This is a genomic window from Streptomyces sp. NPDC048671, from assembly GCF_055587045.1.
On record NZ_JBVJHB010000016.1, the window covers coordinates 140,121 to 157,570 of the forward strand.

At 70.2% G+C, this 17,450-nt stretch carries 21 protein-coding genes; 10 read left to right on the forward strand and 11 right to left on the reverse strand.

The window, feature by feature from the left end:
- The first annotated feature begins 162 nt into the window (after positions 1-162).
- From ACZ6S6_RS29670 to ACZ6S6_RS29680, 3 genes are all read left to right on the forward strand, one after another.
- On the forward strand, positions 163-1,431 hold the full coding sequence (locus ACZ6S6_RS29670; RefSeq protein WP_362953913.1) for a L,D-transpeptidase: 1,269 nt from the start codon (positions 163-165) through the stop codon (positions 1,429-1,431).
- Positions 1,432-1,608: 177 nt separating this feature from the next.
- Complete coding sequence (locus tag ACZ6S6_RS29675) at positions 1,609-3,081, forward strand: ABC transporter permease (protein WP_469707747.1); 1,473 nt, start codon at positions 1,609-1,611, stop codon at positions 3,079-3,081.
- Between the two features lie 223 nt (positions 3,082-3,304).
- Positions 3,305-3,988, forward strand: coding sequence for an ABC transporter ATP-binding protein (locus ACZ6S6_RS29680; protein WP_469707749.1), 684 nt, complete (start codon positions 3,305-3,307; stop codon positions 3,986-3,988).
- A gap of 33 nt (positions 3,989-4,021) precedes the next feature.
- On the opposite strand, the gene ACZ6S6_RS29685 is transcribed toward ACZ6S6_RS29680, so the two are convergent.
- Positions 4,022-4,510, reverse strand: a complete 489-nt coding sequence (locus tag ACZ6S6_RS29685; RefSeq protein ID WP_469707889.1) for an RDD family protein — start codon at positions 4,508-4,510, stop codon at positions 4,022-4,024.
- Between the two features lie 471 nt (positions 4,511-4,981).
- Between ACZ6S6_RS29685 and ACZ6S6_RS29690 the strand changes: the two genes are divergently transcribed.
- Together ACZ6S6_RS29690 and gdhA are read left to right on the forward strand one after the other, a co-directional pair.
- The gene (locus ACZ6S6_RS29690; protein WP_469707751.1) at positions 4,982-5,170 is read left to right on the forward strand and encodes a hypothetical protein; all 189 of its coding nucleotides are present in this window, start codon (positions 4,982-4,984) and stop codon (positions 5,168-5,170) included.
- Positions 5,171-5,519: 349 nt separating this feature from the next.
- Positions 5,520-6,896, forward strand: coding sequence for an NADP-specific glutamate dehydrogenase (gdhA, locus tag ACZ6S6_RS29695; RefSeq protein ID WP_469707891.1), 1,377 nt, complete (start codon positions 5,520-5,522; stop codon positions 6,894-6,896).
- Between the two features lie 85 nt (positions 6,897-6,981).
- On the opposite strand, the gene ACZ6S6_RS29700 is transcribed toward gdhA, so the two are convergent.
- On the reverse strand, positions 6,982-7,386 hold the full coding sequence (locus ACZ6S6_RS29700) for a YrdB family protein (protein ID WP_469707753.1): 405 nt from the start codon (positions 7,384-7,386) through the stop codon (positions 6,982-6,984).
- Between the two features lie 16 nt (positions 7,387-7,402).
- The gene (locus ACZ6S6_RS29705; protein ID WP_469707755.1) at positions 7,403-7,924 is read right to left on the reverse strand and encodes a methyltransferase domain-containing protein; all 522 of its coding nucleotides are present in this window, start codon (positions 7,922-7,924) and stop codon (positions 7,403-7,405) included.
- A 160-nt stretch (positions 7,925-8,084) separates the two neighbouring features.
- On the opposite strand from ACZ6S6_RS29705, the gene ACZ6S6_RS29710 reads away from it, so the two are divergent.
- Positions 8,085-8,810: a dienelactone hydrolase family protein gene (locus ACZ6S6_RS29710; RefSeq protein WP_469707756.1), complete on the forward strand. Its 726-nt coding sequence runs from the start codon at positions 8,085-8,087 to the stop codon at positions 8,808-8,810.
- Between the two features lie 133 nt (positions 8,811-8,943).
- Here ACZ6S6_RS29710 and ACZ6S6_RS29715 read toward each other — a convergent pair whose 3' ends face one another.
- The 6 genes from ACZ6S6_RS29715 to ACZ6S6_RS29740 form a co-directional block, all read right to left on the reverse strand.
- Positions 8,944-9,234: a DUF6087 family protein gene (locus ACZ6S6_RS29715; RefSeq protein WP_469707758.1), complete on the reverse strand. Its 291-nt coding sequence runs from the start codon at positions 9,232-9,234 to the stop codon at positions 8,944-8,946.
- The gene (locus ACZ6S6_RS29720; protein ID WP_469707760.1) at positions 9,234-9,467 is read right to left on the reverse strand and encodes a DUF6879 family protein; all 234 of its coding nucleotides are present in this window, start codon (positions 9,465-9,467) and stop codon (positions 9,234-9,236) included. The genes ACZ6S6_RS29715 and ACZ6S6_RS29720 overlap by 1 nt, the downstream gene beginning before the upstream one ends.
- Positions 9,457-9,660 carry a hypothetical protein gene (locus ACZ6S6_RS29725; RefSeq protein WP_469707762.1) on the reverse strand — a complete coding sequence of 68 codons (204 nt, stop codon included), beginning with the start codon at positions 9,658-9,660 and terminating at the stop codon, positions 9,457-9,459. Before ACZ6S6_RS29725 ends, ACZ6S6_RS29720 begins: the two co-directional genes overlap by 11 nt.
- Positions 9,661-9,972: 312 nt before the next feature.
- The gene (gene msrA / locus ACZ6S6_RS29730; RefSeq protein ID WP_469707764.1) at positions 9,973-10,635 is read right to left on the reverse strand and encodes a peptide-methionine (S)-S-oxide reductase MsrA; all 663 of its coding nucleotides are present in this window, start codon (positions 10,633-10,635) and stop codon (positions 9,973-9,975) included.
- Positions 10,636-10,719: 84 nt separating this feature from the next.
- Complete coding sequence (locus tag ACZ6S6_RS29735) at positions 10,720-10,842, reverse strand: hypothetical protein (RefSeq protein WP_362953891.1); 123 nt, start codon at positions 10,840-10,842, stop codon at positions 10,720-10,722.
- An 84-nt stretch (positions 10,843-10,926) separates the two neighbouring features.
- The gene (locus tag ACZ6S6_RS29740) at positions 10,927-12,030 is read right to left on the reverse strand and encodes a hypothetical protein (protein WP_469707766.1); all 1,104 of its coding nucleotides are present in this window, start codon (positions 12,028-12,030) and stop codon (positions 10,927-10,929) included.
- Positions 12,031-12,096: 66 nt separating this feature from the next.
- Between ACZ6S6_RS29740 and ACZ6S6_RS29745 the strand changes: the two genes are divergently transcribed.
- The gene (locus ACZ6S6_RS29745) at positions 12,097-13,242 is read left to right on the forward strand and encodes a cystathionine gamma-synthase (protein WP_362953887.1); all 1,146 of its coding nucleotides are present in this window, start codon (positions 12,097-12,099) and stop codon (positions 13,240-13,242) included.
- Between the two features lie 230 nt (positions 13,243-13,472).
- Here ACZ6S6_RS29745 and ACZ6S6_RS29750 read toward each other — a convergent pair whose 3' ends face one another.
- Together ACZ6S6_RS29750 and ACZ6S6_RS29755 are read right to left on the reverse strand one after the other, a co-directional pair.
- On the reverse strand, positions 13,473-13,724 hold the full coding sequence (locus ACZ6S6_RS29750; protein WP_362953885.1) for a hypothetical protein: 252 nt from the start codon (positions 13,722-13,724) through the stop codon (positions 13,473-13,475).
- On the reverse strand, positions 13,721-14,197 hold the full coding sequence (locus ACZ6S6_RS29755) for a sigma factor-like helix-turn-helix DNA-binding protein (RefSeq protein ID WP_362953883.1): 477 nt from the start codon (positions 14,195-14,197) through the stop codon (positions 13,721-13,723). Before ACZ6S6_RS29755 ends, ACZ6S6_RS29750 begins: the two co-directional genes overlap by 4 nt.
- A 433-nt stretch (positions 14,198-14,630) precedes the next feature.
- Between ACZ6S6_RS29755 and ACZ6S6_RS29760 the strand changes: the two genes are divergently transcribed.
- From ACZ6S6_RS29760 to ACZ6S6_RS29770, 3 genes are all read left to right on the forward strand, one after another.
- Positions 14,631-14,816, forward strand: coding sequence for a hypothetical protein (locus tag ACZ6S6_RS29760; protein ID WP_362953881.1), 186 nt, complete (start codon positions 14,631-14,633; stop codon positions 14,814-14,816).
- A 352-nt stretch (positions 14,817-15,168) separates the two neighbouring features.
- Positions 15,169-16,347 carry an ATP-binding cassette domain-containing protein gene (locus ACZ6S6_RS29765; protein ID WP_362953879.1) on the forward strand — a complete coding sequence of 393 codons (1,179 nt, stop codon included), beginning with the start codon at positions 15,169-15,171 and terminating at the stop codon, positions 16,345-16,347.
- Between the two features lie 281 nt (positions 16,348-16,628).
- On the forward strand, positions 16,629-17,351 hold the full coding sequence (locus ACZ6S6_RS29770; RefSeq protein ID WP_469707769.1) for an ABC transporter permease: 723 nt from the start codon (positions 16,629-16,631) through the stop codon (positions 17,349-17,351).
- Positions 17,352-17,450 lie beyond the last annotated feature (99 nt).

The window sequence follows — 17,450 nt, forward strand, 5'->3', positions numbered from 1 at the left end:
TGGACCACGGGAACCACCGCTGATATCACCACGTCGATGAGTGGTGTTCCCCACATCTCCCGCAGATGTGGAACGGGTACCCCTGTCAGGGTGTTCTTGGAACATTGACGGGGCATCGCCGGTCAACGGCCCGGCTCGGGGTTTTTGGGGAATTCGGCAACGATGGAGAAGCGTGTGATGACGGACAGCAAGCGGCGCAAGAGTCTCATGGCCGCGTCCGCACTGCTCGGCGGCGTGCTGGTGCTCACGGCCTGCAGCGACGGCGGCGACAAGGGCGGTTCCAGCCCCGACAGCTCGAAGAAGTCACAGGCGGCCGAGGTCGACAAGGCGGCGGCCGAGGAGGCCTCGGAGGCGCAGATAGCGATCTCGCCGAAGAACGGTGCGACCAACGCGAGCATCAACAACGACGCGAAGGTCTCCGTCGCCAAGGGCAAGCTCACGGTCGTCACGATGACCACGGCGGCCGGTGCGAGCGTCAAGGGCACCCTCTCCGCCGACGGCACCAGCTGGAAGCCGGACGGCCAGCTGGAGCGCTCGACCACGTACAAGATCAGCGCCACGGCGAAGGACTCGAAGGGCCGCGACGCGCACGAGAACTCCTCCTTCACCACCGTGTCGCCCGCCAACAGCTTCATCGGGAACTTCACCCCCGAGGACGGCTCCACCGTCGGCGTCGGCATGCCCGTCTCGATCAACTTCAACAAGGCGATCACGGACAAGAAGGCCGTCCTGGACGGCGTCACCGTGACGTCCAGCAGCGGCCAGCAGGTCGTCGGCCACTGGTTCAACGCGCAGCGCCTGGACCTGCGCCCCGAGGACTACTGGCAGGGCGGTTCCACCGTCACGCTGAAGCTGGCGCTGGACGGCGTCGAGGGCGCGGACGGCGTCTACGGCGTGCAGCAGAAGACGGTCACCTTCAAGATCGGCCGCAACCAGGTCTCGACCGTGGACGCCAAGACGCACATGATGACCGTCACCCAGAACGGGAAGACGATCAAGACCATCCCGATCTCCGCCGGCTCCTCGGAGAACCCGACGTACAACGGCCAGATGGTGATCTCCGAGAAGTTCAAGGAGACCCGGATGGACGGTTCGACGGTCGGCTTCACCGACGACGACGGCAAGGGCGAGTACGACATCAAGGACGTGCCGCACGCCATGCGGCTGTCCACGTCGGGCACCTTCATCCACGGCAACTACTGGGGCGCCAAGTCGATCTTCGGCAGTGCCAACACCAGCCACGGCTGCGTCGGCCTCCCCGACACGAAGGGTGCGGGCGACGCCGCCGCGCCCGGCGCGTGGTTCTACAACAACTCCATGATCGGTGACGTGGTCATCATCAAGAACTCCCCGGACAAGACCATCCAGCCCGACAACGGACTCAACGGCTGGAACATGAGCTGGGCCCAGTGGACGGCTCCCGCGGCCTGATCCGACGTCCTCCCCGCTCCGGGCAGGACCCCGATCGGCCCCAAGTCCCCTACCGCAGGCGGCGGCACCGGATCCCCACGGATCCCGGTGCCGCCGCCTGCGGCGTTCCGGGGCGTTCTCATCCGGATCTCATGGTGGCCTTAACCCACCATCACAACCGGTCCATAACCTCGCGCCATGTTCTTCACCTACCTCCGGCGCGAGCTGCGCCGCCGCAGAAAGGCGGCGCTCGTCGTCGCCTCCGGGCTCGGCCTCGGCATTGCGCTGGTCATCATCGTCAGCTCGGTCTCCTCGGGCATGAGCAAGGCCCAGGACAAGGTCCTGGAATCGCTGTACGGCCTCGGCACCGACATGACCGTCACCAAGGCCGCCGCGGCTCCGGGTTCCGGCGCGGAGCGGCCCAAGTTCGAGTTCGACGCCAAGGAGAGCGGCGACGACTCGACCCAGAGCACGGACCGGGTCATGGTCCAGGGCTTCCAGACGCTGGCCTCCACCACGGTGGACAAGGTGGACAAGCAGGACGGCGTCGCCGACGCCGTCGGCGGACTGAGCATGACCGTCATGAAGGTGGACGGCCAGTTCAAGCGCGGTGAGTTCAAGCAGGAGGGCGGTACGTCCCAGGGCGGCCGTGGCGGCTTCGGGAGCGGCGGCCAGCCCCAGGGCGAGGTCAAGGGCGAGGTCAAGGGCGGCGGCGCCTCCTTCGACGTCAACTCCTACACGGTCTACGGCACCGACGTCACCAAGCAGGACCTGGGCCCGCTGACCTCGTCGAAGATCACGAAGGGGCGGACGTTCAAGGCCACCGAGACCAACGGCGAGGTGGCCGTCGTCGACGCCGCGTACGCCAAGGAGAAGAAGCTCACCGTCGGCAAGACGGTGACCGTCCACGGCACCGAGTTCACGATCGTCGGCGTCTCGGCGGCCGACAGCGGCGACGCGGCCGCCAACCTCTACATCCCGCTCCAGCAGGCGCAGACCCTCGCCGACGCGAAGAACAAGGTCACCACGGTCTATGTGAAGGCCGCGGACTCGCAGCGGATCGACGGCGTCAAGTCCACGATCCAGAAGAACATCCCCGGCACCACCGTCACCACCTCCGCCGATCTCGCTGACACGGTCTCCGGCTCCCTGTCCACCGCGTCCGACCTGGCCTCCAGCGTCGGCAAGTGGCTCTCCATCGCCGTGCTGATCGCGGCCTTCCTCGTGGCCGGCCTGCTCACCTCCTCCGCGGTCAGCCGCCGGGTACGGGAGTTCGGCACGCTCAAGGCGCTCGGCTGGAAGAGCGGCCGGGTCACCCGCCAGGTCGTCGGTGAGGCCCTCGTCAACGGCCTGATGGGCGGCGTCCTCGGCATCGCGGTCGGTCTGGCGGGCGCGTACGCCGTCACCGCGATCAGCCCCACCCTGACCGCGCAGCTCGGCTCCTCGGGCGGCTCCGGGGGCGGCGGGATGCGCGGCGGCATGATGGGCGGCGGCCCCGGCCGGCAGAGCGCCTCCAAGGCCCTCGACATCGCGCTGACCGCGCCCGTCTCCCTCTCGATCATCCTGATCGCCGTCGGCCTGGCCGTGGCGGGCGGGCTGATCGCGGGCGCCTTCGGCGGCTGGCGCGCCTCCCGGCTGCGCCCCGCGGACGCCCTGCGCCGCGTCGAGTAGCCCGTCGCGGGATACCCGTCGCCCGGATGTCCCCGGCCCCCGTCCCTGTCCCCGTCCCTGTCCCTGTCCCCGTCCCCGTCCCCGTCCCCGTCCCCCGTGATCCGGGACCCGCTCGCCAGGCACGTTCGCCCGTACCCATTCGCCCGGCACGTTCGCTCGGTACCCGTTCGCCCGGTACCCGTTCCCCCGGCACCCGCGATCACCGTCCAGCAGGAGCTGACCCATGTACACGCTTCAAGGCGTCACCAAGCGCTACACGCGCGGCAAGTCCACCGTCGACGCCCTCGCCGGCGTCGATCTCACCATCGAGGACGGCGGCCGCCTGGTCATCCAGGGCCCCACCGGCGGCGGCAAGTCCACGCTGCTCCAGATGCTCGGCGGCCTGGACCGCCCCACGGCCGGCAGCGTCGAACTCGACGGCGTCGACCTCGCGAAGCTCAGCGAGGCCAAGCTCACCAAGGTGCGCGCGGAGAACATCGGCTTCGTCTTCCAGAGCTTCAACCTCATCCCGACGCTCACCGCCCAGGAGAACGTCGAGACGGCCCTCGTACCCCTCGGCGGCAAGGCGTCGGAGCGGCGCAGACGGGCGGCTGAGGCGCTCGACTCGGTCGGCCTCGGCGAGCGGCTGGGACATCTCCCCGGGGAGATGTCCGGCGGCCAGCAGCAGCGGGTGGCGATAGCCAGGGCCCTGGTCAAGCAGCCCAAGGTGCTGCTCGCCGACGAGCCCACCGGCAACCTCGACGAGTCCATGCGCGACGAGATCATGGAGGTGCTGGAGACCATGTGGAAGGAGCACGGGCTCACCTTCATCATGGTCACCCACGACAGCGCGATCGCCCGCAGGGCCCCGCGGCTGGCGACCATCCGCAAGGGCAAGGTCACCATCACGGAGAACGCGGCGGCCTGAGCGGTCCGGGTTCACCCACGGTCCCGGTCGGCTTCAGGCGGTCCGTCCGGCGGCGGTCCGTCCGGCGGCGGCCCGGCGGTGTGCCGCGAGATCGCTGCGGCGGACCTGGCGCACCCCGGCCGGGTCGGCGTACGGCTCGGCGTACGGATCGCCCTCCTCGCAGCCGCGCGGAGCGGGGCCGGGGCCGTCGTCCTTACGGGCGAGGTGGGCGCGCAGCCCGTACCAGGGCTGGAGCGGCAGCCAGCACAGGCCGTGCAGCCAGCGCCGCACCAGCTGCCCCGGCCCCGGACGTCCGCCGTCCGGCAGGCTCACCACCCGGATGCCCATGATCAGCTTTCCGGCACCGCCACCGACGAGGGCGGTGAGCACCACGTGATTGAGGAAGGAGATGACGAGCACGGGCCCGAGCAGCAGGGCGACGTCCCCGGAGAGGGGCGTCGAGTCCACGTGCGGCCGGGCCAGTAACCCAGCGGTGACCAGGCAGAGGTAGCAGTCGAGACCCACGGCGAGATAGCGGCGCATCTCCCCGGCCCGGGGCAGCGTGCGGTGCCCTGCCCGCCCGGTCCGGCCGGGTATGTGCGAGGGCCTCGGCTGCCCGTGTCCGAGCAGCGCGTTTCCGGCCAACGGCGCTGACCCGTAAGGCCGATGAGGATCCTGCGTGCCGCGGTTCCCCCGTGAAGTCTTCATGACGGCATCATGTCTGATCGCCCGTCACCGCGCGCCCGGTCCACACAGGCGGTCCGCCGCCGCGCTGCGCGCCGGGGCGCTCCGGCCCGGAGCGGTGGTGTAGCCCGCTACACCACCGCTCCGGGGGCGGGCGCCCTCGTGCGGGAGTCCGTTCGGCCGGAAGGATGGGGGACACGGCCGGACGCCGACCCGGCTGCGTCACCCGCCCTTGTCCGAGTCCGGGCTCGGGTCCGGGTCCGGGTCCGAGCCCGATCCCCAGGCGGGCTCCGCCCCCGCCCCGCCCTCGCCCCGTCTTCGTCTCCGTGGATGAACCCCGTGAAGCCGCTGTTCTGGTTCGTGCTGCTCGCCGCGATCGTCGCGAACGTCGCGAACGTCTCCCTCAACTTCCTGGTCGAGCAGAGCGGCCTGAACATCGCCCTGAGCATCGTGCCGGGAGTGGTCGTCCTGGCGTCGGCCGCGGGCCTGTGGATGCTGCGCGGCCCGCGCGAGTCCTGAGGACCGCACGTTCCGGCCTCACCGTCACGGCAGACGCGCTGTGAGGTTCACCACTTCGGGGGGTGTCCGGGCATACCCCCCAACCCGGTCGTTCCGCCCGGAACCGGTCTGGGGCAAGGCTTCCACGGCCTGCCCTTGGGCGGGCCGGCGGGATTCACCATGTGGATGCCATGGAGGATTCGGCGGTCCCACTGGGACACTCGGTAGGCCACAACGGTCCTGTACGTCGCAGTCGTGAGCGCGGTACCCGCGCTATCCGGGCGACGCCCTCAATGGGGAGGGGGGATCCGGTGCCCTCCGGGACGGGGGCACCTTCGCGATGAGCCGACCCATGGAAGGTCTTGATCAGATGACGGCCACCCCTGACTCCGCAATGCCGCACGCCGCCGAGAACCGCGTCATCGAGCCGCTCTACGCGGAGATCCTCCGCCGCAACCGGGGCGAGAAGGAATTCCACCAGGCGGTACGGGAAGTCCTCGAAACGCTCGGCCCGGTGTTGGCCCAGCGGCCGGAGTTCGTGGACGCGCGGATCATCGAGCGCATATGCGAGCCGGAGCGCCAGCTCATCTTCCGGGTGCCGTGGTCGGACGACGCGGGCGACATCCACGTCAACCGCGGCTTCCGGGTCGAGTTCTCCAGCTCGCTCGGCCCGTACAAGGGCGGGCTGCGCTTCCACCCCTCGGTCAACCTCGGCATCGTGAAGTTCCTCGGCTTCGAGCAGATCTTCAAGAACGCCCTCACCGGCATGCCCATCGGCGGCGGCAAGGGCGGCTCGGACTTCGACCCGAAGGGCCGCTCGGACGCCGAGATCATGCGGTTCTGCCAGTCGTTCATGACCGAGCTCCACCGTCACCTGGGCGAGTACACCGATGTCCCCGCCGGCGACATCGGCGTGGGCGGCCGCGAGATCGGCTATCTCTTCGGCCAGTACAAGCGGATCACCAACCGCTTCGAGTCCGGTGTCCTCACCGGAAAGGGCCTCGGCTGGGGCGGCGCACTGGTGCGTACGGAGGCGACCGGCTACGGCTGCGTCCTGTTCACCGCCGAGATGCTCCGCAGCCGGGGCGAGTCCCTCGAAGGCCAGCGCATCGTCGTGTCGGGCTCGGGCAACGTCGCGATCTACGCGATCGAGAAGGCCCAGCAGCTCGGCGCCACGGTGGTGACCTGCTCCGACTCCGACGGCTACGTCGTTGACGAGAAGGGCATCGACCTCGCCCTGCTCAAGGAGATCAAGGAGGCCGGCCGCGGCCGCGTCTCCGAGTACGCGGAACGCCGCACCGAGGCCGTGTTCGTGCCCGGCGGCGGCGTCTGGGACGTCCCCTGCGACGTGGCGCTGCCCTGCGCCACGCAGAACGAACTCCACGAGGCCGACGCGCTGACCCTCGTGCGCAACGGCGTGAAGGCGGTCGCCGAGGGCGCCAACATGCCCACCACCCCCGAGGCCGTCCGCGTCTTCCAGGAGGCGGGCGTGGCCTTCGCCCCCGGCAAGGCGGCCAACGCGGGCGGTGTCGCCACCAGCGCCCTGGAGATGCAGCAGAACGCCTCGCGCGACTCCTGGACGTTCGCGCACACGGAGGAGCGCCTCGCGGAGATCATGCGGCACATCCATGACTCCTGCTACACCACGGCGGAGCGCTACGGCAGCCCCGGCAACTACGTGGTCGGCGCCAACATCGCCGGCTTCGAGCTGGTCGCGGACGCGATGCTGGCGCAGGGTCTGATCTGACCGGGTTCCAGACGTACTGCCGCGGGCCCGGGACGCGCATGCGCCCCGGGCCCGCGGTCCGTGCGGGGTCGCGACTGACCTCCGATCAGCCCCCGGCGGGCGGCCTCCTGCGGAAGGACTCCGCCAGGGCGGTGTTCACCACCATCACGGCACCCAGGACCACGCCCGCCACGGTGTGCCCCATCGAGTACAGCGCGACGGCACTGCCGCCGAGCACCAGGGCCTTGAAGGCCAGCACGCCCGCCAGTGGCAGCCGGAACCGCGCCCGCGGCGCACAGAACAGCCCCCATACGGCAATGGCGACTGCCAACACCACCACGCCCAGGAGCAGTTGGACGGCTATCCCGTCACCGAGGCTGTAACCCCACGCGAACAGACAGCCGAGCGCCACCAGTTCAAGGACGAACGCGAGCACTTCGTTGGCACCCCACCAGGGACGCCCGGCTGTCGACGGAGTGGCCCCGCCGTCCGTCCGGTGTTCATGCGCCATGATCCACACCCTCCCCTCAGGCTGCTGAGAGGGTAGCGGCCGGCCCGGACGGCGCTGCGGTCAGCCCTTGGCCGGCGGGTACCCGGGGTTCGGTGTGCGCCGGCGGGTAGTTGTCGCCGGAGCGAGTGACCATGAAGCCCGCCATGTCACCTTCCGCTCGCCCCACCACCTCACCGTTGGCGTGCTTCCATCCGGTGATGATCAGGCACGTTCGCCCGAGTGTCGTAGCGATGCGTCCACCAGGTGCCGGCGCAGCCAGCACCGGCCGCAGCCCCGGACCGGCGGGCAGGTCGACCGCGGACACGATGCGGTCGTACGCACCAGGTACGTGCTCTGTCGCGTCGGCGGTGACGAAGTGGGAGTGGATGTCGAGCCGAGCCAGTCGTTCACCGGCCGCACCGGTCAGGCGGGAGTCCACATCCAGGCTGGTCACGTGCTGGTCCTCGATGCGGCGGGCCGCGTAGGCGGTGAGCCCACCACTTCCGGTACCCAGGTCCAAGACCGACAGCCCGTTTCCCAGCCGTCCATGGCGGAGCATGCGCACAACGAGACTCGGCATCGTGGCCGACGACGTGGGGCGGCCGTGCGCCCGATCCCCGCTCTGAGCGTGGTCCCCGCGGCCAGAGGGACACCCGCGCTGTTCTGCCGGCGGTGAACCCCGGCCCGACCGTGCCCGTCGATCACTACCGTCCAGTCTCATGACGACGATTACCTCGCGCACGGTCGAGTACCTGGCCGACGGTCTGACGATGCTCGGGCACCTAGCGCTTCCGGCCGGTACCGATCGCCGGCCCGCAGTGCTGCTTGGACCAGAGGGCACGGGGCTCAGCGACGTCGAGCGCCGCCGGGCCGACACCCTCGCCGAACTTGGGTACGTGGCGCTTGCCTTCGACATCCACGGCGGACGCTATTTGGGCGACCCCGAGGAGATGCTGGCCCGTTGCATGCCGTTGCTCGCCGACCCCGACCGGATGCGGGGCATCGGTCACGCGGCGCTCGATGTGCTGCGCGCCGAACCGCGGACCGACCCCGACCGGATCGCCGCCGTCGGCTACGGCACCGGCGGCGCGATCGCGCTGGAACTCGGGCGCGACGGCGTCGACCTGCGAGCGATCGGGACCGTCAACGGACTGACCACAGGCCGACCGGACGAGGCGGAGCGCATCCGCTGCCCGGTGTGGGCCGGGGTCGGGTCGGAAGACCCGATCATGCCGCCCGCGCAACGGGAGGCATTCACGGCCGAGATGCAGGACGCGGGCGTCGACTGGCGCCTCGTGGTCTACGGCGGAGCCCTTCACGCCTTCCACCATCCGCCGGTCGACCACACCGTGCGCCCCGGCGTCGGATACCACCCGCGGCACGCGCAGCGAGCCTGGCATGACGTCGTCGACCTGCTCGCCGAGTGCCTGCCCGTCACGGAGTGATCTGGTCAGTCCAGACTCGGGCAGACGTCTATCCGAACTGTGCGAGGGGGCCCCAGCCATCGGTGCTGTGGGCCTCTGGCACGGGGACGAGGGCGACTCGCGGGGTGTGGTATTTCGCGGCCGTCTTCTCTCATCACGCGGTCGGGCCGTTGCCGAACTGGAGTTCGTTTACCCATCTCTGGGCCGCGGCAAGGCTCGGGGCGGTGCCGATCACCTGGTATACGAAGCCGTCCCACTCCTCCAGGACGCGAGGCTCGTCGGAGCGGAGGTGGCTGGCGCCGCCGTGGACGGGCCGGTGGCGGCGGTAGATGTCCATCGGAGGGCGACGCCGTTTGTTGTACGCGGCGAGCGGGTCACCGGCGTCGATGCGCGGGGCCGCGCGGGACTGCTGGTTGGGCGGTCCGGGTCGGCGCTGCTTGGCCATTAGTCGGTCAGCGGAGACCTCAGCACATGGACGCGCGAGATCTGCTTTCCCTTGTTGGTCATCGACCGCACCCACGGGTTGTCGTCCCAGCCAGGACCCATGTTCGCGCCGAGCAGGAAGCGCTCAAACTCCTCGCGCTCCTCCTCCACTCTGTAGGCGGAGAGCGTCTCCAGCCGGAAGGCGGTCCGCTTGAAGGTCTCGAAGAGCCGCCCGAACTCCTCATCACTGAGCACGGAAGTACTCCTCCAGCACTGCGGCCGGAACCACGACGGCGGCCTCGCCCGCTGGCAGCTCCAGCTGCGCCAGCCGCTCGGGGTCGGTGATGACGTAGCCCTGGACCACGTAATCCTGGGCGTTTTCCGAGCCCCACAGCGTTGGGCACGTTCCGTTCCTGCACTCCGGGTCACCGGACAGCTTCCGCAGCATCCTTGCCCCCACATGTCGGCGCACACCTGTCGCGTCCGATGCTCCCGAGCCGGTCGCGGCGAGGTCAAGCGCTGATCCTTTCCATAACAGGAAAGCCGGGAAGCGCCTCGGTGAATGGTGGAATCAAGCAAGCAAGCACGTCATGCACATGAGCAAGGAGCGCGTTCCTGAAGACGTCGGGACGATCCGGCCGCTCACCGAGGCCGCGCAGCGACAGACGTCTGCCGACTGCCGTGAGGTGTACGAGGTGTACGAGTCCATCCTTGCCCGGTACAGCTCAGCTGAGCAGGGGGCGCTGTACCGGGCCGTGAGTCACTCGGTTGCGGCGATGCCGATCGGGCACGAGACGCCCGTTCCGCCGATTCCGCAGTAGCCCGCCGGGTTCTTGTCCAGGTACTGCTGGTGCGCCGCCTCCGCGGGCCAGAACGTGCGGCCCTCCGCGGGCAGGATCTCCGTGGTGATCTCGCCGTGGCCGGAGCCGGTGAGGACCTTCTGGTAGGCCTCGCGGGACGCCTTCACGGCCGCTTCCTGCTCGGGGGAGTGGGTGTAGACCGCCGAGCGGTACTGCGTACCGACGTCGTTGCCCTGGCGGAAGCCCTGGGTCGGGTTGTGCGACTCCCAGAAGAGCTTCAGCAGCTCGGGGTACGTGACGACGCGGGGGTCGTACACGACGCGGACGGCCTCCGTGTGGCCCGTCAGGCCCGAGCAGACCTCTTCGTAGGCGGGGTTCTCCGTGGAGCCGCCCTGGTAGCCGACGAGCGTCGTCCAGACGCCTTCCGTCTGCCAGAACTTACGCTCGGCGCCCCAGAAACAGCCCATCGCGAAGTCCGCGACCTCCAGACCCTCCGGGTAAGGGCCAAGCAGGGCGTTGCCCAGGACCGTGTGGCGGGACGGGACGGTGAATTCCGGGGTGGGGCGGCCGCGCAGCGCCTCCTGCGGAGTGGGGAGCTGCGGGGTGCGGCGGTGCAGGAACATGCGGGGCTCCTCGTGGGGTCGGCGTGCTGTCCGTACAACGCACCGGGACCGCCGTGGATTCCGCCGCCGGTGCCGTCGCCCCGGTCAGCGGCGGGGCATGCCGTCGTCGGACTCCGCGTCCTCGACGTAGGCGGCGGCCCGCTTGCGGGCCTTGAACCAGAAGTAGAGGCCGAGGCCGATCAGGATCAGGGGTATCAGTCGTGCCACGGGAACACCGGTCCTTGTCGTGGGTGAGGGCGAAGGGGTGGGGCGCTCCCACGGTCGCACAGCCGAGGCCGGGGGAGGCCCCCGCTACCGCAGCAGCGTCGCCGGGCTGCCGCCGTTCGCCTCGTAGCCGGCGACCGCGAGAGCCCGGTAAACGGTGTACTCGGCGGCCGGGTCGGAGCTCTCCGTCCACGGCAGCGCGCCCACGTGCCCGTCGATGTGGACGAGCTGGCCCATCGCCTCCGACCAGCGCTCCATCCGGACCAGGAACAGCACCAGGAGATGGCGGACATGGGCCAGCATCGGGTCGTCGGCGCGCGCCGCGTGGACCGCGAACAGGGCGCCCTCGACCGCCTTGGTCACCGCCTGGCTCTGGTAGAAGCTCCGCACCATGTTGACCTCGGGCAGGTGCTCGTACAGCGCGAAGAGCGGCAGCGCGGCCAGCAGCGACCCCTGCGGGGCGCGGGCGGCGGCCGCGGTGGCGAAGCGGTCGGCCTCCTCGCGGGAGCCGTGCCACTTCTCGCACCAGAAGTGCAGCGCCGCGATGTGCGCGCCCATGTGCGCGGGGGCCCGGTCGATGATCTTCGCCCAGAGCTGGTCGAACTGCTCGTGGGAGTAGCCGAGCCCACGTGCCGCCGCCAGCTCCACCAGGTACGGCACCGGATCGCCCGGTGCCAGCAGGGCCGCCTCGCCGACGACCGTACGGGCCTCCTCCAGGATGATCCGGAAGTCGTCCGTGCCGACGGTGGACGAACGCCAGGCCTGCTGGACCAGGAACTCGGCGTGCACGGCCGCGCCGCCCGCGTCCTTCGGGGACTCGGCCCGCCACTTGCGCAGCCAGGCACCGCCGACGCCCGGCCGCTGCGCCAGCTCCAGCGAGGCGGCACCGGCGAACGCCTGCACCCGCTGCCACCGCACCTCGCCCTCCTTCGGCGTCCCGGACAGCAGCTGCGAGGCGGCCCGCCACTCCTGGGTGCCCTGGACGACATCGAGTACGTCCAGGAGGTCCTGGTCGGGGCCCGGCATCCGGATGTCCAGTTCCTCCTGGCGGGCGAAGCCGTAGGTGTCCGGGTCGGCGGCGTCGGGGGAGCCGGGCGCCACCTGGCGGATACCGCCGCGGCGCCGCAGCACGAAGGGGCCGACGACCGCGGCGAGCATGCACAGCGCGAGCAGGAACCAGAGAATCTCCATGCACCCATTGTCCCGGACGGCCCCGGTGCTCCGTGAGCGCCCTCGCGACGAACTACGCTCGGCCCCATGAGCGACCAGCACAGCTTCGAAACTCTCGCGATCCACGCGGGAAACACCGCCGATCCCCTCACCGGCGCTGTTGTTCCGCCCATTTACCAAGTCTCGACGTACAAGCAGGACGGTGTCGGCGGGCTGCGCGGCGGCTACGAGTACAGCCGCAGCGCCAACCCGACGCGCACCGCACTGGAGGAGAACCTGGCGGCCCTTGAGGGCGGCCGCCGCGGGCTCGCCTTCGCGTCCGGTCTGGCCGCCGAGGACTGCCTGCTCCGTACGCTGCTGACGCCCGGCGACCACGTGGTCATCCCGAACGACGCCTACGGCGGTACGTTCCGGCTGTTCGCGAAGGTCGCCTCGCGCTGGGGCGTGGAGTTCTCGGTCGCCGACACCTCGGACGTGGCGGCGGTACGGGCCGCGATCCAGCCGCGAACCAAGGCGATCTGGGTGGAGACGCCCTCCAACCCGCTGCTCGGCATCACCGACATCGCGGCCATCGCCGGTGTCGCCCGCTCGGCGGGTGCGCGGCTGGTCGTCGACAACACCTTCGCCAGTCCCTACCTTCAGCAGCCCCTCGCCCTGGGCGCCGATGTGGTGGTGCACTCCACCACCAAGTACATGGGCGGTCACTCGGACGTCGTCGGCGGCGCGCTGATCGTCAACGACCCGGAGCTCTCCGAGGAGCTGGCGTACCACCAGAACGCGATGGGTGCCGTGGCCGGCCCCTTCGACGCCTGGCTGGTGCTGCGCGGCATCAAGACCCTCGCCGTCCGGATGGACCGGCACAGCGAGAACGCCACCAAGGTCACCGACCTGCTGACCCGGCACCCCAAGGTCACCCAGGTCCTCTACCCGGGACTGCCCGAGCACCAGGGGCACGAGATCGCCGCCAAGCAGATGAAGGCGTTCGGCGGCATGGTCTCCTTCCGCGTCGCGGGCGGCGAGGAGGCGGCGGTCGAGGTCTGCAACCGGGCGAAGCTCTTCACGCTCGGTGAGTCCCTCGGCGGCGTCGAGTCGCTGCTGGAGCACCCGGGCCGGATGACGCACGCCTCGGCGGCCGGATCGCCGCTGGAGGTCCCCGCCGACCTGGTCAGGCTCTCCGTCGGCATCGAGAACGGCGACGACCTGCTGGCCGACCTGACGCAGGCGCTCGGCTGAGGACTGAGGGCTGAGGGCTGAGGACTGAGGACTGAGGACTGAGGACTGAGACAGGCTGTCGTACACCGGCCGCCGGGGCGGTGCGTGGTCTCCCTACGCACCGCCCCGGCGGCCGTGCCGTTTAACGGTGGTCCGTCCGGGTCCGATTGACGGTGATCCGTCCCGGCCCGTTTGACGGTGGTCCGTCCGGGCCTGATGACGGTGGTCCGTCCGGGCCCGACCGCGTGCGGCTACCAGCCGCCCAGCGGCGGGGTCGTCTCGGCCGGCGGCGCCTGCCAGGGCTGGACCGTGACCGCCCACACCGTGAACGCCGCCACCGCGACGAGCAGCCCCAGCAGCCCCAGCAGGCGCAGGGCCCGCCGCCGGCGCAGCAGCCTGCTGCCGAGCTCCGCCGCCCGTTCCGCCAGATCGGCGGGCACCTGCGGATGCGGCCCCTCCAGGATCCGCCGGACCTCGTCCTCCTTGCGGCCGGTCCCGCTCATGGCGCGGCCCTCCGCCGGACCGTGGGGCCGCGGGTCCCGCGCACCGTGGCCACCGAGCGGTTGCAGATCGCGCGGATCCGGTCCACGGGCAGTCCGAGCAGCGCCGCGGTCTGCTCCTCGGCGACACCCTCGTGCAGCCGCAGCACCAGGACGAGCCGTTCCTGCGGGGTCAGCCCTTCCAGCAGCCCGCCGCGCGGGTGGTGGTGGCGCCAGGCCTCCCTGGCGAACCGGGTTGCCAGGTCCTGCCGGGTGCGGTTGTACGGATCCTCGCCGTGCAGCCGGTCCCAGTCCGCGTACGTACGGGCCAGCGCGGCCGTCAGCAGCCGCTGCGCGCGCTCGTTGGCCCCCGGCGGCCGGGCGGGTTCGGCGGTGAGCAGGGTGGCGGCGTGCAGCAGCCGGCCGGCCGCGCCCGCCACGAAGGCCTCGAACTCCTGGGCGCGGCGCCGCTGTCGGCCCGCCTGGCGCTCTCGCACCCTGTCATCCGAGCGCGCCGCGGGCCCCGGGTCAAGGCCTGGGCCCGGCTGGGGTCCGGCTGGGGCCGTCCGGCGGCGAGGCAGCTTCGTCTGGATCACGGAGATTGGATCACGGAGAGCGGAGGAGTCGTCCGGTGCCGCGGGGGGCTGCCCTGTCGCCACAGGGCCCTTCCTCGTTTCGAGGGAGCTGTCCCCGGACGCCGACGGTCGGCCATCGGGATATCGCACGAAAATATCAATACTTACCCCGGCTTACCCGCACCACGAGCACGTATTTTTCGCATTCTGGCCAAAAATAGTTGGATTGAAATTAAGCAACCACCCTCTGGGGTGAATTGAATTGCATCTGAGCGAGCGACTCCGGCATTCTGGCAGAGGCCGGAGTGCTCAGGTTCTGGTCGTAAACGGAAACCATTGGGAAAGGAACCCATTCATGCCTGTTGAGCTGCTTGAGGCACAGGAATCCCCGCAGGACGTCTTCGATCTCGACGTACGGGAGATCGGGGCGACGGATCCGGCGGGCCCTGCGGAGGTCCAGTACAACACCGCCGTCTGGCAGTGCGGTAACGGCGGTAGCACCGAACTGACCTGCACGCTCAGCGTGGGCTGTTGCTGCTGAGAATCCTGACGTTCCCCCGGCGCCGGGGGAACGTCACCTCCACGGAATAGTCCGGAATCCATACGAATTCCTGTATGGAAAAATTCGGTTGTGGATCGCCGATCACGGGTCGGAGCTCGCGCGGCAATCAGGCCCAGTCGTGGCCGGCTTTCAGGTCCGGCTTCAGGGTCGGTCTTTCAGGCCTGGTCTTTCAGGTCCGTCATTTCTTGCGCGTTCAAAATTGAATGGGAAACCATTTCTGGCCGTACGGCACGGCAGCCTCCGTGAATTCGTGCGGCAGCCGGGCGCAGGCGCCCACCCCACCCACACCGCAGCCGAGGGAGCCCGGATGGATCCTGGCCGAGGAGCGCTCATGCCCAGCGAAGACCAGTTCGCGCAGCACCGGCCGGGGACGGCCGGAGGCACCGCACCGGTCACTGGTTCCAGCGTTTCCGCACAGCGCGACGACCGCCTCGCCATCCGGGCCCGTGGACTGAGCAAGAGTTACCCGGGGGCGAAGGGTGCCGCCGGTCAGCGCGAGGGCGCGCGGATCGAGGCAGTCCGGGGCGTCGACCTGGACGTACCCGCCGGTGAGACCTTCGGCTTTCTCGGGCCCAACGGGGCGGGCAAGTCCACCGTCATCGGCATGCTGAGCGCGCTGGTCAGGCCGACTGCGGGCCAGGCGCGGGTGGCCGGGGCCGACGTGCTGGTCCAGCCGCGGCAGGTACGGCGGAACATCGGGCTCCTTTCCCAGCACAGCGCGCTCGACCTGGACCTGTCGGCCCGGCAGAACCTGTATGTGCACGGGCGTCTGTACGGACTCTCCCGCCGATATCTGCGCGAGCGGATCGCCGCGGTGCTTGAGCTGGCCGGGCTGTCCGACCGGGCCCAGCAGGTCGTACGGGCGTATTCCGGGGGTATGCGGCGCCGGCTGGAGATCGCGCGCGGTCTGCTGCACGCACCCCGTGTGCTGTTCCTGGACGAGCCCACGGTCGGACTTGATCCGCACGCCCGCGCCCAGACCTGGGAGCATCTGCGGACACTGCGGGACCTCGGGCGCACCACGGTGTTCGTCACCACGCACTATCTCGAAGAGGCCGAGAACTGCGACCGGCTCGCCATCATCGACGCGGGCCGCATCGTGGCACGGGGCACCCCCCGGACCCTCAAGGCCGGCATCGGCAACGACCGGCTCGTGCTGCGGACAAGCGACGACGTGGCAGCGGCCGGGGTGCTACGGGCGGCCCGCGAGCGTGCCGGTCCCGAGCGTGCCGGTTCCGAGCGTGTCGGTTCCGGGGACGGATCGTGCGACGGGGCCGGGCCCTGGGGAGCCGGGAGCGATTTGCCTCCGATCTCCGACGTCACCGTGGATGCCGGCGGCGTGAGCGTGCGTGTCGGTGAGACCAGCGCGTGGATTCCCCGGCTGTGTGCCGCGCTCGCACAGCAGGGCGTCACGGTGCACGCGGTCTCAGCGACCCCGCCCACCCTGGGCGACGTGTTCTTCCACCACACCGGCCGCACCATCAACGCCGAAGCGGGACGGTCCGTATGAGCTCCGACGCCGCCGCCCGTGCAACGGGCCCTTTCCGCACCGCGGATCTTTCACCCACAGCAGATCCTTCACCCGCCGACCAGTCCGCCCGCAGCGGCCCTCCCGAGAGCGGCACCACGGATGTCGCCGTTCCGGGCGCCACCCCGCCCGCACACGTGGCCGCAATCACGGTACCGGCACCACGGGACCCCCTTCCGGGCTCAGCCCTGCGGCGCGAGCTGCGCGCGGTGCACGCCCTGGTACACCGCGGACTGCTGCGGCTGACCAGCAGGCGCACGAACGTGGTGGTGATGCTGTTCCAGCCGGCGCTGTATCTGCTCGCGCTCGGCGGCGGGCTGTCCGCTCTGATCCCCCACAGCGCGGTGGGCGGTGACTATCGCGCGTTCCTCTTCCCCGGCGTTCTGGCGTTGACCGTTCAAGCGCCCGCCATGTCCGTCGGGGTGCGTCTGATCATCGACCGGGAGAGCGGTTATCTGCGCGAGACGCTGATGGCGCCGGTGCGCCGCTCGACGCTGCTGTACGGGGACTGTCTGAGCGGCACGGTCACGGCGACCGTGCAGGGCACCGTGCTGCTTTCGCTGGCAGGCGTGGTCGGCCTGCCGTACCAGCCGTTGCTGCTGTGTCTGCTGTTGGCCGGCATGATCGTGACGGCCTTCACCTTCGCGGCCCTCACGCTCGCGCTGGCGGTCCACATCCGCGCCATCGAGACCTTCAACATGCTGCTGACCCTGAGCATGATGCCGCTGTTCTTTCTCTCCGGCGCGTTCTTTCCGCTCAGCGCCCTGCCGGGCTGGCTGGCCACGCTGACCTCGTTGAACCCGCTGTCGTACGCCGTCGACGCGCTGCGGCGCTGCATTGCTTCTCAAGTACCCGGGCATGCCGCGGGCGGCGGTCCTCAATGGGCCGGATGGCAGCCCCCCGTAGCGCTGGAGCTGGGGCTGCTGGCCGCCGCGGGAATGGGCGCGCTGGTCTGGGCAGCACACGGGTTCGCCCACCGGGAGTGATCCCGGGCATCCCCTTCCCGGCCGGGAAGCAGCCACCTCGCCCTGTCCCACGGCTGATTCACATTCATCTGACATTCACCTCGCAGAGCCCCGAAGACC

Excerpts from the sequence above, each read along its gene's own strand:
- ACZ6S6_RS29670 (WP_362953913.1), top strand. The coding sequence starts at position 163 with ATGGAGAAGCGTGTGATGACGGACAGCAAGCGGCGCAAGAGTCTCATG.
- ACZ6S6_RS29675 (WP_469707747.1), top strand. The coding sequence starts at position 1,609 with ATGTTCTTCACCTACCTCCGGCGCGAGCTGCGCCGCCGCAGAAAGGCG.
- ACZ6S6_RS29680 (WP_469707749.1), top strand. The coding sequence starts at position 3,305 with ATGTACACGCTTCAAGGCGTCACCAAGCGCTACACGCGCGGCAAGTCC.
- ACZ6S6_RS29685 (WP_469707889.1), bottom strand. The coding sequence starts at position 4,510 with ATGCGCCGCTATCTCGCCGTGGGTCTCGACTGCTACCTCTGCCTGGTC.
- ACZ6S6_RS29690 (WP_469707751.1), top strand. The coding sequence starts at position 4,982 with ATGAACCCCGTGAAGCCGCTGTTCTGGTTCGTGCTGCTCGCCGCGATC.
- gdhA (WP_469707891.1), top strand. The coding sequence starts at position 5,520 with ATGACGGCCACCCCTGACTCCGCAATGCCGCACGCCGCCGAGAACCGC.
- ACZ6S6_RS29700 (WP_469707753.1), bottom strand. The coding sequence starts at position 7,386 with ATGGCGCATGAACACCGGACGGACGGCGGGGCCACTCCGTCGACAGCC.
- ACZ6S6_RS29705 (WP_469707755.1), bottom strand. The coding sequence starts at position 7,924 with ATGCTCCGCCATGGACGGCTGGGAAACGGGCTGTCGGTCTTGGACCTG.
- ACZ6S6_RS29710 (WP_469707756.1), top strand. The coding sequence starts at position 8,085 with ATGACGACGATTACCTCGCGCACGGTCGAGTACCTGGCCGACGGTCTG.
- ACZ6S6_RS29715 (WP_469707758.1), bottom strand. The coding sequence starts at position 9,234 with ATGGCCAAGCAGCGCCGACCCGGACCGCCCAACCAGCAGTCCCGCGCG.
- ACZ6S6_RS29725 (WP_469707762.1), bottom strand. The coding sequence starts at position 9,660 with ATGCTGCGGAAGCTGTCCGGTGACCCGGAGTGCAGGAACGGAACGTGC.
- msrA (WP_469707764.1), bottom strand. The coding sequence starts at position 10,635 with ATGTTCCTGCACCGCCGCACCCCGCAGCTCCCCACTCCGCAGGAGGCG.
- ACZ6S6_RS29740 (WP_469707766.1), bottom strand. The coding sequence starts at position 12,030 with ATGGAGATTCTCTGGTTCCTGCTCGCGCTGTGCATGCTCGCCGCGGTC.
- ACZ6S6_RS29745 (WP_362953887.1), top strand. The coding sequence starts at position 12,097 with ATGAGCGACCAGCACAGCTTCGAAACTCTCGCGATCCACGCGGGAAAC.
- ACZ6S6_RS29750 (WP_362953885.1), bottom strand. The coding sequence starts at position 13,724 with ATGAGCGGGACCGGCCGCAAGGAGGACGAGGTCCGGCGGATCCTGGAG.
- ACZ6S6_RS29760 (WP_362953881.1), top strand. The coding sequence starts at position 14,631 with ATGCCTGTTGAGCTGCTTGAGGCACAGGAATCCCCGCAGGACGTCTTC.
- ACZ6S6_RS29765 (WP_362953879.1), top strand. The coding sequence starts at position 15,169 with ATGCCCAGCGAAGACCAGTTCGCGCAGCACCGGCCGGGGACGGCCGGA.